Raw genomic sequence first — 13,846 nt, 5'->3', positions numbered from 1 at the left:
CCCCTTCAGGGGAGGGCAGCGAGACTTGCGAACTTGTTCTTCAGTCGCAGCGGGTGGGGGCCGGCGGCCTTGCGCTACGCCGTCGGCCCCCACCCCAACCCCTCCCCTGAAGGGGAGGGGCTTTATGCGCGCCACCTAGCGCCACACACAAACCGCCGTTATGACCCCTCGCCATGAGCGAACAAAAATTGCGCATCAGCTTCATCGGCACCGGCGTCATGGGCGGACCGATGGCGGGGCACCTCGTCAAGGCGGGCCACCACCTCACCGTTTACAACCGCACGCGCGCCAAGGCCGATGCCTGGATCGCGCAGCACGGCGGCGCGGCGGCATCGACACCGGCCGAGGCCGCGAGAGACGCCGATGTCGTCCTGACCTGCGTCGGCAACGACGACGATCTCGCGCAGGTCACGCTCGGCCGCGACGGCGCATTCAAGGCGATGCGGGGGGGCGCGCTGTTCATCGATCACACCACGGTGTCGGCGCGCATCGCGCGCCAGCTGTCGGTCGAGGCCGATGGGCTCGGCCTGCTCTGTCTCGACGCCCCCGTTTCGGGCGGCGAAGCCGGCGCGCAGAACGGCACGCTCTCGATCATGTGCGGCGGCACCAAGGCGGCGTTCGACGCCGCCGCGCCGGTGATGGACGCCTATGCCGCGCGCATGGTCCATATCGGCGGCCCCGGCGCGGGGCAGACGACGAAAATGGTCAACCAGATCGCGATCGCCGGGGTGGTCCAGGGGCTCTCCGAAGCGCTGCGTTTCGCGCAGGCGTCGAAGCTCGACACCGACAAGGTGTTCGAGGCGGTTTCGGGCGGCGCGGCGGCGAGCTGGCAGATGCTCAACCGCTGGGGCACGATGGCGAAGGATGAATTCGACTTCGGCTTCGCGGTCGACTGGATGCGCAAGGACCTCGGCCTCGCGCTCGATGAGGCGCGCGTCAATGGCGCGACCCTGCCCGTCGCCAGCCTCGTCGACCAATTCTATGCCGATGTGCAAAAGGCGGGCGGCGGGCGAAGGGATACCAGCTCGCTCGTGACGAGGTTGCCGAAGTGAGCGGCCGCGGAATCTACGCCCTCCCCTTCAGGGGAGGGCAGCGAGACTTGGCAGCTCGCTGCCTAGTCGCAGCGGGTGGGGGCCAACGGCCTTACGCTACCTCGCGAGCCCCCACCCGAACCCCTCCCCTGAAGGGGAGGGGCTTAATCTTGGCTGCGCTCGCCGCCCTCACCCTCGCCGCCCCCGCGCACGCCGACACGCTCGTCGACAATGTCAACGGCATCACGCTCGACAAGGACGGCAAGCTCGTCCGCTTCACCGGCCTCGTCATCGACACGCAGGGCAAGGTCAAGCAGCTCCTCGACCGCAAGGACAAGCGCCCCGAACGCCCCGATTTCAAACAGGATGGTCAGGGCAAGACCCTCATCCCCGGCCTGATCGACGCGCACGGTCATGTCATGGGCCTCGGCTTCCAGCTGATGCTGCTCGACCTGTCGAACACCAGCAGCCTTGCCGAAGCGCAGGCGGCGATCCGCAAATATGCCGCCGACAATCCCGAAATGCCGTGGATCATCGGCTCGGGCTGGAATCAGGAAAAATGGGGTCTCGGCCGCTTCCCGACCGCCGCCGACCTCGACGCCGCGGTGCCGAACCGCCCCGTCTGGCTCGAACGCGTCGACGGCCACGCGGGCTGGGCCAACACGGCGGCGATGACCGCCGCAAAAATCACCCCCGCGAGCAAGTCGCCCGAAGGCGGCCGCATCGAAATGGAAGCCGGCAAGCCGAGCGGCGTCTTCGTCGACGCCGCGATGAGCCTCGTCGACAGCGCCAAGCCCAAGCCGCTCGCACGCGACCTCGACCGCGCGCTCTACCTCGCGCAGCAGAAACTGCTCGAACAGGGCATCACCGCGATCGCCGACATGGGCACGAGCATCGCCGACTGGCAGGCGTACCGCCGCGCCGGCGACAGGAAACAGCTCGCCGTGCGGATCCTCTCCTACGGCGGCGACATCGACAATATGGCGATCATCGCGGGCAGCGAACCGACCCCCTGGCTCTACGACGACCGCCTGCGCATGGTCGGGGTGAAGCTCTATCTCGACGGCGCACTGGGCTCGCGCGGCGCCTGGCTGAAGGCACCGTATAGCGACGCGCCGGGACAAAAGGGCCTCGCTCTGCTCACCCCCGCCCAGCTCCGTAACAAGATGGTGCGCGCGTCGATGGACAAGTTCCAGGTCGCGATCCATGCGATCGGCGACGCCGCCAATGCCGAGGCATTGGACGCGATCACCGACCTCACCGCCGACCTGCCCGGCGAGCGCCGCTGGCGCATCGAACATGCGCAGATCATCGACCCCGTCGACATCCCGCGCTTCGCAACGCTCAAGGTCATCGCCTCGATGCAGCCGGTCCACCAGACGAGCGACCGCGCGATGGCCGAAGCGCGCCTCGGCCCCGATCGCCTCAAGGGCGCTTATGCGTGGCGCAGCCTCGAAAACGCCGGCGTGCGCCTCGCCTTCGGCTCCGACGTGCCGGTCGAAAGCGCCAACCCCTTCCCCGGCATTGCCGCCGCAATCTCGCGCACCGATGCCAAGGGCGAACCCTTCGGCGGCTGGCGCCCCGAAGAGATCGTCACCCGCGAAACCGCGCTCGACGGCTTCACGCGCACCGCCGCCTTCGCCGGATTTGCCGAGGATCGCATCGGCACGCTGATGCCCGGAATGCGCGCCGACTTCCTGATCGTCGAGGCCGACCCGATGCTCGCGAGCCCCGACGAGATTCGCCGCATGACCCCGCTCGAAACCTGGATCGGCGGCTATCGCTATTACAAGAAGAAGGAGGGCGCGACCGTTGGCCGCTGACGTGCCGAGCCGTCGCGCGCTGCTCACCGGCCTCGCCGCGCTGCCGATTGCAGCAACTGCGGCGGCCGCCGAGCGCAGGGAACGCAAGCCGAAAAAACGCAAGCCCGCCAAGCCCAAGGTCCAGCACGTCGACGTCGCGATCATCGGCGCCGGGGTGTTCGGCGCGTGGACGGCATGGCACCTGCTCCGCGCGGGCAAGTCGGTGCGGCTGTTCGACGCCTATGGCGCGGGCAACGCACGCGCCTCGTCGGGCGGGACAAGCCGAGTCATCCGCATGGGTTACGGCGCCGACACCCTCTATTCGGAGATGGCGCGCGACTCGCTCAAATATTGGAAAGACCTCTCCGACACCGCGAGCGCGCCGATCTTCCATAACACCGGCGTCCTCTGGTTCGCGCCACAGGGCGATGCCTACACCGCGCAATCGCTCGCGTGGCTGCAGGCGAACCGCATCGGCCACGAGCATGGCGACGTCAGCTGGCTCCAGAACAAATATCGCCAGATCCAATTCTATCAGGGCGAGACCGGCATCCTCGAAACCGAGACCGGCGCGCTGATTGCGGGCCGCGGGGTGCAGGAACTGATCGCCGATGCCCAGATCGAGGTCGAGCGCGTCGTCATGCCCGCACCGCTCTTTTCGAAAAAGACGAAGCGCCACACGCTGCCCGACGGCGGCACCGCCGACCATCTCGTCTATGCCGCGGGCCCGTGGATCGCCGAACTCTTCCCGCAGCAACTCGGCGGCAAGATCGTCGCAACGCGGCAGGAAGTCTATCATTTCGGGGCGCCGCAGGGCGACAGCCGCTTCACGCCGCCCGAACTTCCGGTGTGGGCCGACTTCAACAACGGCCGCATCGTCTATGGCATCCCCGACCTCGAAGGTGCGGGATTCAAGATCGCGATCGACGTCCATGGTCCGGCGGTCGATCCCGACACGATGGAGCGCCAGCTCTCCCCCGCGGGCATCGCGGAGGCCCGCGCCTATATGCAGCGCCGCTTCCCCGGCCTCGCGTCGGCGCCACTGCTCGGCGGACGCGTCTGCCAGTATGAGAATAGCTCGAACGGCGATTACCTGATCGACCGCTTTCCGGGGCAGGAGCATGTCTGGCTCGTCGGCGGCGGGTCGGGGCATGGGTTCAAGAACGGCCCTGCGGTCGGGAAACGTATCGCGGCGCATATCCTCGACAAGGATCTCGCGGTCGAGCCGCGCTTCAGCTTCGGGGCCAAGGGCACGGTGGCGGCGCGGACGGTATTTTAGTTTCGTCATTGCGAGCGTAGCGAAGCAATCCAGAGTTGCATAAACCGCTCTGGATTGCTTCGCTACGCTCGCAATGACGGGGAACAGGGGGCGTATGAAACTCACCGACTGCCACAATATCGACGATTTCCGCGCGCTCGCAAAGCGCCGCCTGCCCTGGCCGGTGTTCGATTATATCGACGGCGCCGCCGACGACGAAGTCACCCGCCGCCGCAACCGCGCAGCCTTCGACAGCTGCGACCTCATCCCGCGCGTCCTCGCCGGGGTCGAGAGCGTCGACATGCGCACAACGCTCTTCGGGCGCGAGATGGCGATGCCGCTCTTTCTGTCGCCGACCGCGCTCCAGCGCCTCTTCCACTGGCAGGGCGAGCGCGCGGTGCTCCGCGCCGCCGCCAACGCCGGCACCGTCGCCGGCATCTCAAGCCTCGCGACGATCAGCCTCGCCGAAGCGGGCGCGCTCACCGACGGCCCCAAGCTGTTCCAGCTCTACGTCCACCACGACGAGGGGCTCAACCGCGCAATGCTCGACGCCGCGCGTGATGCAAAATTCGACGCCGTCGCGCTCACGGTCGACACGATCGTCGGCGGCAACCGCGAACGCTGCCTGCGCTCGGGCTTCACCTCGCCGCCGCGCTTCACCGCGCGCAATATGCTCAGCTACGCCGCAAAGCCCGACTGGGGCCTTAACTATATGCTCCGCGAAAAATTCAGCCTGCCCAACCTCCACGCGCACGTGTCCGAGGGGTCGAGCGTGCCCAAATCGGTCGCCGAATATTTCACCTCGATGCTCGACCAGAGCCTCGACTGGAAACGCGCCGAGGCGATCCGCAAGCAATGGGGCGGCCCCTTTTGCCTGAAAGGCATCGTCGCGGTCGAAGATGCGAAGCGCGCCGCCGACATCGGCGCCACCGCGATCATGGTCTCCAACCATGGCGGGCGCCAGCTCGACGGCAGCATCTCCCCCTTCGACGCGCTCGCCGACATCGTCGATGCGGTCGGCGACAAGCTCGAAGTGATCTGCGACGGCGGAATCACGCGCGGCACCCATGTGCTGAAAGCGCTGTCGGTCGGCGCGAAAGCCTGCTCGGGCGGCCGCCTCTATCTCTATGCGCTCGCCGCGGCGGGCGAGGACGGCGTCGCGCGCGCGATCGCGCTGCTGCGCGCCGAAATGGAGCGCGGCATGAAATTGATGGGGGCCAGGACCCTCGCAGATCTCGGCCCGCACAATCTGCGCTGGCGCTGACACCGGCTTTCGCACACGAAAAAGGGGACGGCCTCCCCCGAAGCCGTCCCCTTAGCGCGTGGTCGCTGACCCGCTAGGCGATCAGAAAGATGCGCCCAGCGTAAAGACCACGGTTGGATCGTAAAGCGTATCGACCGCCTTGACCCCCGACTTTTTGACGTCGGTGTCGATATATTGGACCGAGAAGGTCAGCGGGCCTGCAGGCACCGAAGCGCCGATCGACCAGTCGATATATTTGCCGTCGGGCGACACGAGACCCAGCGAACCGTCATTATAGCCGATGCCCGCGGTCAGCGTGACGGGCGTGTTGGGGATGCCCAGGCCGGCGCCGAGGTTCAGATAGATATTGTCCGCGTCGCCAAGCGAATTCTGCTTCGGCGCATAGGCGACCATGCCGGTGACCGAGACGGGGCCGATGTCGTGCGACAGCTTGCCGATGCCTTCGAAATAGTCGGTCGGCGCGCCGCCATCGTGGCTGCCGGGATAGGTGTAATAGGTGACGCCGAGGTCGACCGTGGTGCCCGACGCGACTTCGGTGTTGAAGCCGGCGTAGAGGTCGAGTTCGAACTTGCCATAGGCATCGCTGTCGGGCAGCGACGAGCCCCAGACGCCGGCGTAAAGGCCGCTTTCATGGCTGACGGTCAGCGTCGGCTGCACGGCGACCTTTTCATTCGACAGCGAAATGCCGCGAAAGCGATAGTCCGAGGTGACCGCGATGCCGCCCGAAAGCGTGAACGGGCCGCTGGCCGCTTCTTCTTCCTGGGCGAAGGCGGGCGTCGACAGGGCCGACGCGGCGAGCAGCATGCCGAAACACGCTTTGGTAAGAAACTTCATGGGTGATCCCCCTAGATAAAAAACGGATCGTCCCAGCCTGCGTTGCGTGTTCACGCCTCTTCGTACGGGCCTGTAACGACGAACACCCTCGAAATTGCCGATTTTGCTGCGATGCACAAACGAAAATTGCGCAAAGTGACGAATCGGCGTCAGACTGTGTCTTTCGCGCAACAGCCGCCAGGATATACGCCGGGCTTTGCCAAGCAGCCCTCGGGCCGCTAAAGAGCGGCACATATCTCCCTTTCTTATCGAGCCCGCACCATGAGCGATCATAATCCCGGCCTGCGCCCCTGGCGCGACATTGCGCGGCGCGAGTGCCGCCAGATCATGGTCGGCAATGTGCCCGTCGGCGGCGGCGCGCCGATCAGCGTGCAGACGATGACCAACACGCTGACCAGCGATCCCGTCGCGACGATCGACCAGATCCGCCGCTGCGAGGAAGCCGGCGCCGACCTGATCCGCGTGTCGTGCCCCGACACCGAATCGACCGCGGCGCTCGGCCAGATCGTCCGCGCATCGCGCATCCCGATCATCGCCGACATCCATTTCCACTATAAGCGCGCATTGGAAGCCGCCGACGCCGGCGCCGCGTGCCTGCGCATCAACCCCGGCAACATCGGCTCATCCGAGCGCGTCGGCGAGGTCGTCCGCGCCGCAAAAGCAAACGGCTGCGCGATCCGCATCGGGGTCAACGCCGGCAGCCTCGAGAAAGACCTGCTCGAAAAATATGGCGAGCCCTGCCCCGAGGCGCTCGTCGAAAGCGCGCTCGACCATATCAAGCTGCTCCAGGACCATGATTTCCATGATTACAAGGTCGCGGTGAAGGCGAGCGACGTCTTCCTCGCGGTTGCTGCCTATGCGCAGCTTGCGGACGCGGTCGACTGCCCGCTCCACCTCGGGATCACCGAGGCGGGCGGACTGATCGGCGGCACGGTCAAGAGCGCGCTCGGCATCGGCAACCTCCTCTGGGCCGGGATCGGCGACACGATCCGCGTGTCGCTCTCGGCCGAACCCGAAGAGGAAGTCCGCGTCGGCTATGAAATCCTGAAGTCGCTCGGCCTGCGCACCCGCGGCGTCCGCGTCGTGTCGTGCCCGAGCTGCGCGCGGCAAGGTTTCGACGTCATCCGCACCGTCCAGGCGCTCGAAGAGGCGCTCGGCCACATCAAGACCCCGATGTCGCTCTCGGTCCTCGGCTGCGTCGTCAACGGTCCCGGCGAAGCACGCGAAACCGACATCGGCATCACCGGCGGCGGCAACGGCAAGCATATGGTCTTCCTGTCGGGCGTCACCGACCATCATGTCGAGGACGCCGACATGATCAGCCATATCGTCAAGCTCGTCGAAGCCAAGGCGGCCGAAATCGACGCGGGCAGTTCGGTGAGCATGGACACGCTGCACGGCAAAGCGGCGTAAGGATGCCCCCTAGGGTCCGTACTCAATTACAGCGCCGTCGAGGCGCCCAAATGGCGAACAGATCGGGCCGAAAGGCGCGCCGCGAGGGCTGGTTGCCCTTGCAAGCGGCTTTCGGATCGAGATGGAAGCCATTTGGACGTCCCAAAGGGATTTGATCAAAATGGCCCAGTGCTTCGTCGAGAAGTCTCGAAATATCGACATATTCCTGCGCCTTCTCTCCTCGCACCGAGCCATTTTGCTTCAAACCTCGACGGCGCTGTAATTGAGTACGGACCCTAGCCCGGAACTCGCGTTAGCTGCGTATAAGCGATCCGCCAGCTCCCGCCCTGCTTGATCCACATATGCACGATGCGCAGGCGGCGGCTCTGTTGGCGTCCGGCCTGCGTCCAGCGCAGCGTCATCAGCCCGCCGGTCATCGCCGTGTCGCCATCGACGCGGTGGATCGGCTGCTCGATCGTGAACGGCTCGATCCGGAAGTCGGGCATTTCGAAATCGGCGAGATACGACTGCTTGTCCTGCGTGGTCGCATCCGAGTTCGCGAGCAGATAATCGTCGGTCACCAACGCACCGAGCGCCGCGATGTCCTTGTGCACCGTCGCCCGGTTGTGTGCCTCAAGCGCTTGCACAAGATCGGCGGGCAACGCGGCGGCGTCCAGTCGCCGATCAACGGCGATCCAGTTCACTTCCCATGTCGCACCATTGTCGGCCGAAAACGCCTGCTCGAACCGCGCCTCGTCGGTCGACACCGGTGTGATGACGAACCGCACGCGGATGGGTCGCTCACCAAGCTTGTCATAGCCATAAAAGACGCCGCGCCCGTCGGCATCGAAGCCGCCGACCACTGGCGGGGTCAGCGCCCCATCGCGCAGGCTGGCGAAGTTGAGACTCCACTGGCGCGCGCCGGGATCATAGAGCCGCAGCGATATGCCCTCGATCTTCCCCGCTGGCCCCGCAACCGACAGCTCGACGCTGTTCGCCCGGCCATCCATCAGGCCGCGAACCAGGCTGGTGCCGCGATATTCGGCCCAGACCGGCGGCTTGCCCGACAGCGGATTGCGCAGGACGCGCACGTCGGTCACCCAGGTCCCGATCTCGAAATCGAAATCGCGCTGGCCATCGCGCGCGGCCTTCTCGGGCGATGCGGCGGGCGCAGATTGCGCAACTGCCGGAGCGCCCGTCGCTGCGATCAGCAAGGCCAATACCAGCCATCGCGCGCTCACCACGCGATCCCGCCGTCAGGATCGACCACGTCACTGGGTTCGAGCATCGGTATCTCCCGTCGTCTGCTTCATCCGGTTCGCCGTCCTGATTACAGGACGCTGACGCGGCGACAAGGGCGCAGCTTCTGGTCGTCCGGCATTGCCCCCCGTACCATCCTCGTTAAAAGCGCCGCGACGTCGCTCTTTGCAGGATAATCCGCGTGACCCTTTCGATCCGCCCCGCCACCCCCGCCGACCTGCCGCTGATCGCGCAGTTCATCCGCGACCTCGCCGACTATGAAAAGCTCGCGCACGAGGTCCGCTTCGACGAAGCGAAGCTCGGCGAGAAGCTCTTCGGCCCGCGTCCCTATGCCGAGGTGGTGATCGGCGAGATCGATGGCACGGCGCAGGGTTTCGCGCTCTTCTTCCACAATTTCTCGACCTTCGAGGGGCGCCCGGGTATTTATCTCGAAGATCTGTTCGTGCGCCCCGAAGCGCGCGGATCGGGACTCGGCAAGGCACTGCTCGCGCATCTTGCGAAACTGTGCGTCGAACGCGACTGCGCGCGTCTCGAATGGTGGGTGCTCGACTGGAACACGCCCTCGATCGGCTTCTACCAGAGCCTCGGCGCCAAGCTGATGGACGAGTGGACGGTGATGCGCGTCGATGGCGACGCGCTGACGGAGCTGGCGTCCAGCTAGTCCCTTCCCCCTCGATGGGGGAAGGATAGGAAGCTTTATCGCGCAGCGATTAGGCGGAGTTGGATGGGGGTGAGGGCGCATCCTCGCGCCATCGCTTCGGGCCGAAACGCACCCCTACCGCTGCGACTAGCGAACAAGTTCGCAAGTCTCGCTGCCTCCCCCATCAAGGGGGAGGATAGAGATTATTTCACCCCGCGTGGCCTCCGCCGTTCCATCGGCCAGCTCGGCATATGCGCATCAGACAAGCGCTTGGCTTCGGCGGGCGCCACGCCAAGGTCGGTGAGCACGCGCGCCAGCGCGTCTGCGGGCGGGACCGCGATGTCGGGCAAGACGCCCTCGCCTTCCCAATCCTTTCCGGTCCCCGGATCATAAGTCCGCCCGACCGGAATGAAGGCGCCATAGCCGCCGCCCAGATCCTCGCCGCTGCCGAAATGATTGGCGCCCGCGGTCGGCGCGCCGACCAATGTGCCGCGCCCACTATGCTTCATCGCGAGCGAAAAATGCTCGGCCGCCGACGCGCTCGCGCCCGATGTCAGCACATAGACTTTCGCATCGCGCAGCCTTTTGTCGGCATTCGGCGTCGCCCAATGTTCGCGCGCCACCATGCCCGCGTCGCCCTTTACGACGCGCATCGAGGCCAGCCCGTCGATCGGCGAGCCGCCGCGCGCATCGACCGAAGCGCGCGTCGCCATCGTCACCAGCCGCGTCGGTTCCGAGAACAACCACGGAAAGATCACGTCCATCTGGTCGAGCCCGCCACCATTATGCGTGCGGATGTCGAAGATGATCGCCTTGGCATCGGCATGGTCGGCCATGAACTTCGCCGCTGCCGCCGTCACGGCTTCGTCCTGCGGGAAGACGTTGAAGCGCACAAAGGCGATCCCCGGCGCGATCCAGCCCGCCTGTTCGACCGGCGCCTTCGGCTGGCGGCGCACGGGCGCGGCAGCGCCCGGCGCCGCGGCTGCCGGCGCGACCGCGGCTTCGAGTGCACGCAGGCGCAAATGGCCGTCGGGCGCGACGGCATTCACATCGGCATCGATCGCCTCGCCCAGCGCCGGGCCGGAGAGTGTCCTGTAGCGCCCCGCCGCAATGCCCGCGCGGATCGCCGCGGCATAACGCTTGCCCGTCTCGGGATAGACATAGTCGCGCTCGAGCAAGGCCGCATATTTTTCGGCGACCGCATCGGCGCTCGCCTCGTCCGCCGCATAGGCGGGGGGCGGCGCCAATATCGGCACGACCGCCATCCCGGCGGCGAGCAGCAACGCAGGCAAAATGCGCGAAGAACGAATCATCCTCATCTCCAATCCAGCCCCGGCCGGAGAAAAGTGTATCATATCGACAATACAGATCAACTACATTTGTAGTCGACTTCGATTATTTCTTTCGCGCGAACCAGACCAGCACGAGGCCAACGACCGCGAGGATGACGCCGTTGCGGGTCCAGACCGTGTCGCCGAGCATGAAGCTGCTTGCGGGCCAGCGCACCATATCGAGCCCTTGCAGCACCCACAGCCCGCCGACGAGGATCGCCGCAATGCCGACGATCGCCAAGACGCCTTTCAATGCCCCCATGTCGTCCTCCCTATTTGCGCTGCAGTCCGATCAGCGGCCGCAGCCAGCCGATGTTGCGCCCGATCACATAGAATAGCCAGCATCCGAGTGTCGTCGTCGCAACGAGGACGAGGAACGACGGCAGCGCCGCGACGCGCGCTTGCAACAGATACCAGCCGACCACGACGATGATCGTCTGGTGGATGATGTAGAAGGGGAATACCGCCTCGGCGAGCGTTGTGCGCGACGGATGATCGCGGTTCCAGTAACGGTCGGCAATCCCGACCAATGCGACGATCGTCGCCCAACCCTGCACCAGATGCGCGATATTGAACGGCAGCCGCCCCCAATCGGCGGGCTGCGCCCCGGTTAGCCAGAGGCACATGATCCATGCGACAATCCCGAACGCGACGACCGCGATGGTCAGCGCGACGCGCCACCAGCGCGCCACCGCGTCGAACAGCTGCGGCCGCACCCGGAGCAGCCAGCCGACAAGGAAGGGGATCAGATAGTGAAGATGCGACGGTCCGTCGTCGAACAGCGCATGCGTCTCGTCATGATCGGGGAAGGCGGCATAGATGAGCAGCCACGCCGCGAGCGGCCAGACGATCACCCCGGAGCCGCCGAGCCACCGCGCCGCGCCATCGGCGATCCGGGTCCGGATCGCGCGGGGCACCGCCGCCAGCAGGACCGCGGCGAGTATCGTATAGACCCACAGATAGACGACGAACCACAGATGCTGCCACGTCGGCAGAATGATCCCGCCCAGCGATCCGAAACGGAAATAGTCATGCGCCCAGAAATGCAGGAAGCCATGCCGATAGCCATGCTGGCCGACGAGTTCGATCCACGGCTGCGGCGGGATGATGACGATGATGCCGAAGGCGAGCGGGATCAACAGCCGCGCGCTTCGCGACCGTGCAAAGGCGCCGCTGCCACCCAGCTTTGCGAACAGCGCCGCGCTCGCATAACCCGACACGAGGAACAGCAGCGCGAGCCGCCAGCTGTTCGTCGCGAGCATCGGCAACTGCACCCAATCGAGCGGCGCAGCGATCTTCACATGCCAGCCCCACGGCACGAAAACCATGCCGATATGATAGAGGATCAGCAGCCCGAACGCCCCGATCCGCAGCCAGTCCATGCCGTGATGGCGTACGCCGGTCATAGGCTTCCTCTCCCCACGATAAGGGATATATCTATTTCAGCACCCGCCAGGCGAGCTCCGCAAATTCGCACAGCAACGGCCGCGTATCGCGCGGGTCGATGATGTCCTCGACCCCGAATTTCTCCGCGGTGCGGAACGGCGAGCGTACGCGGTTGAGCCGCTCGCGGATCGCCTCCAGATGCGCCGCCGGATCCTCGGCGGCCTCGAGCTCGCTCTTGTACGCGACCTCGACCCCGCCCTCGATCGGCAGGCTCCCCCAGTCGCCCGACGGCCAGGCGAAGCGGTACTGGAAACGCTCGGCGTTCGACATCGCGCTGCCCGCGATGCCATAGGCGCGCCGCACCACGACCGACGCGAGCGGCACCGTCGCACGGTAGATCGCGTTCATCGCCTGCACGCCATAGCGGATCGTCCCCGCCCGCTCGGCCTCGCCGCCGATCATGAAACCCGGATTGTCGACCAGATGGACGATCGGCAGGCGGAACTGGTCGGCCAGCTTGACGAACCGTTCGGCCTTCTCGCTCGTCTTCGCATCCCATGATCCGCCCAGATAGCTGGGGTCGCTCGCCAGCACCGCCACCGGATAACCGTCCAATCGCGCAAAGGCGGTGATCACCGCGCGCCCCCAACGCGCGCCCATTTCGAACAAGCTGCCCTGATCGAACACCGCGCCGGTAATCCGCCGCATCGAATAGACCTGTTTCGCCTCGCGCGGCACGATCGACAGCAGCGACTCCTCGCGCCGGTCGACCGGATCACTGCACGGCGTCCGCAAGGCGCGGTCATGGATCGACGACGGCAGATACGACAGGAACCGCCGCGCCGCCGCAAAGGCTTCGGCCTCGCTCGCGACCTCGTCGTCGACCACGCCGTTGCGCGTATGCACATCGGTCCCGCCCAGTTCCTCGCGATCGAGCGTATCACCGATCGCCGCCGCGACCGCCGGCCCCGCCGCAAACAGCTGCGACAGCCCGCGCACCATGATGCTGTAATGGCTCGCGACGACGCGCGCCGCGCCCAGCCCTGCGGTCGGCCCCAAAGCCAGCGCCACCACCGGCACGGTGTCGAGGTTCGCGATAATCTCGTCCCAGCCGGGCACGTGCGGGATGTAGGTATAGCCCATATCCTCGAGCGTCTTGACCGACCCGCCGCCGCCGGTGCCATCGATCATGCGGATCAGCGGCAGGCGATATTCATGCGCCATCGCCTCGCACTGGACGAACTTGCGGTGCAGCGCCGCATCGGCCGCGCCGCCGCGCACGGTGAAATCGTCGGCCGACGCAACGACCGGCCGCCCGTCGATATTCGCGCGCCCGAAGATGAAATTGCTCGCGGCAAGGTCTTCCAGCTCACCATCGGCGCCATAGCGCCCGCGGCCCGCAATCTTGCCGATCTCGCGAAAGCTTCCCGCGTCGACGATCCCCGCAAGCCGCGCCCGCGCGTCCATCTTGCCGCGCCCATGCTGGCGCGCGACCTTTTCCTCGCCGCCCATCTTCTCGGCCATCGCGCGGCGCTGCCCGAGTTCGTCGATCTCTTTTTCCCAGCTCATGCGATGAAGGCTAACTGACGTTGACGGAAACGTCATGCCTTAAGTGAGAAGCCCCTCCCCTTCAGGGGAGGGGTTGGGG

Annotated in this window: 12 protein-coding genes; 6 read left to right on the top strand and 6 right to left on the bottom strand. The window is 66.1% G+C overall.

Features of this window, described 5'->3' with window-relative positions; translation table 11 throughout:
* The first annotated feature begins 173 nt into the window (after positions 1-173).
* From ACREBX_RS07800 to ACREBX_RS07785, 4 genes are all read left to right on the top strand, one after another.
* Positions 174-1,052, top strand: a complete 879-nt coding sequence (locus ACREBX_RS07800) for an NAD(P)-dependent oxidoreductase (protein WP_431561187.1) — start codon at positions 174-176, stop codon at positions 1,050-1,052.
* Between the two features lie 146 nt (positions 1,053-1,198).
* Positions 1,199-2,854, top strand: a complete 1,656-nt coding sequence (locus tag ACREBX_RS07795; RefSeq protein WP_431561188.1) for an amidohydrolase — start codon at positions 1,199-1,201, stop codon at positions 2,852-2,854.
* The gene (locus tag ACREBX_RS07790) at positions 2,844-4,112 is read left to right on the top strand and encodes an FAD-dependent oxidoreductase (RefSeq protein ID WP_431561186.1); all 1,269 of its coding nucleotides are present in this window, start codon (positions 2,844-2,846) and stop codon (positions 4,110-4,112) included. Before ACREBX_RS07795 ends, ACREBX_RS07790 begins: the two co-directional genes overlap by 11 nt.
* A gap of 94 nt (positions 4,113-4,206) precedes the next feature.
* Positions 4,207-5,355 carry an alpha-hydroxy acid oxidase gene (locus ACREBX_RS07785; protein ID WP_431561185.1) on the top strand — a complete coding sequence of 383 codons (1,149 nt, stop codon included), beginning with the start codon at positions 4,207-4,209 and terminating at the stop codon, positions 5,353-5,355.
* A gap of 81 nt (positions 5,356-5,436) precedes the next feature.
* Here ACREBX_RS07785 and ACREBX_RS07780 read toward each other — a convergent pair whose 3' ends face one another.
* The gene (locus ACREBX_RS07780) at positions 5,437-6,189 is read right to left on the bottom strand and encodes a TorF family putative porin (protein ID WP_431561184.1); all 753 of its coding nucleotides are present in this window, start codon (positions 6,187-6,189) and stop codon (positions 5,437-5,439) included.
* Positions 6,190-6,450: 261 nt separating this feature from the next.
* Here ACREBX_RS07780 and ispG point away from each other — a divergent pair, with 261 nt between their 5' ends.
* On the top strand, positions 6,451-7,602 hold the full coding sequence (gene ispG / locus ACREBX_RS07775) for a flavodoxin-dependent (E)-4-hydroxy-3-methylbut-2-enyl-diphosphate synthase (protein WP_431561183.1): 1,152 nt from the start codon (positions 6,451-6,453) through the stop codon (positions 7,600-7,602).
* 275 nt (positions 7,603-7,877) lie between these two features.
* Here the strand turns inward: ispG and ACREBX_RS07770 are convergent, their stop codons facing one another.
* Complete coding sequence (locus ACREBX_RS07770) at positions 7,878-8,822, bottom strand: nuclear transport factor 2 family protein (protein WP_431561182.1); 945 nt, start codon at positions 8,820-8,822, stop codon at positions 7,878-7,880.
* Between the two features lie 200 nt (positions 8,823-9,022).
* Here ACREBX_RS07770 and ACREBX_RS07765 point away from each other — a divergent pair, with 200 nt between their 5' ends.
* A complete protein-coding gene (locus tag ACREBX_RS07765) occupies positions 9,023-9,502 on the top strand; it encodes an N-acetyltransferase family protein (protein WP_431561181.1) in 480 nt (159 codons plus the stop codon).
* A gap of 182 nt (positions 9,503-9,684) precedes the next feature.
* Here ACREBX_RS07765 and ACREBX_RS07760 read toward each other — a convergent pair whose 3' ends face one another.
* From ACREBX_RS07760 to ACREBX_RS07745, 4 genes are all read right to left on the bottom strand, one after another.
* Entirely contained in the window at positions 9,685-10,794 is a 1,110-nt protein-coding gene (locus tag ACREBX_RS07760; protein WP_431561180.1) for a S41 family peptidase, read from the bottom strand.
* Between the two features lie 82 nt (positions 10,795-10,876).
* Positions 10,877-11,074 carry a hypothetical protein gene (locus ACREBX_RS07755; RefSeq protein ID WP_431561179.1) on the bottom strand — a complete coding sequence of 66 codons (198 nt, stop codon included), beginning with the start codon at positions 11,072-11,074 and terminating at the stop codon, positions 10,877-10,879.
* Positions 11,075-11,084: 10 nt separating this feature from the next.
* The gene (locus tag ACREBX_RS07750; protein WP_431561178.1) at positions 11,085-12,218 is read right to left on the bottom strand and encodes an acyltransferase family protein; all 1,134 of its coding nucleotides are present in this window, start codon (positions 12,216-12,218) and stop codon (positions 11,085-11,087) included.
* Positions 12,219-12,249: 31 nt separating this feature from the next.
* Positions 12,250-13,767 carry an acyl-CoA carboxylase subunit beta gene (locus ACREBX_RS07745; RefSeq protein WP_431561177.1) on the bottom strand — a complete coding sequence of 506 codons (1,518 nt, stop codon included), beginning with the start codon at positions 13,765-13,767 and terminating at the stop codon, positions 12,250-12,252.
* Positions 13,768-13,846: the final 79 nt, after the last annotated feature.

Source organism: Sphingopyxis sp. (assembly GCF_050725655.1).
Taxonomy (GTDB): domain Bacteria; phylum Pseudomonadota; class Alphaproteobacteria; order Sphingomonadales; family Sphingomonadaceae; genus Sphingopyxis.
The sequence above is the reverse complement of the archived record's forward strand: the minus strand, read 5'-3'. Positions and strand labels throughout refer to the sequence as shown.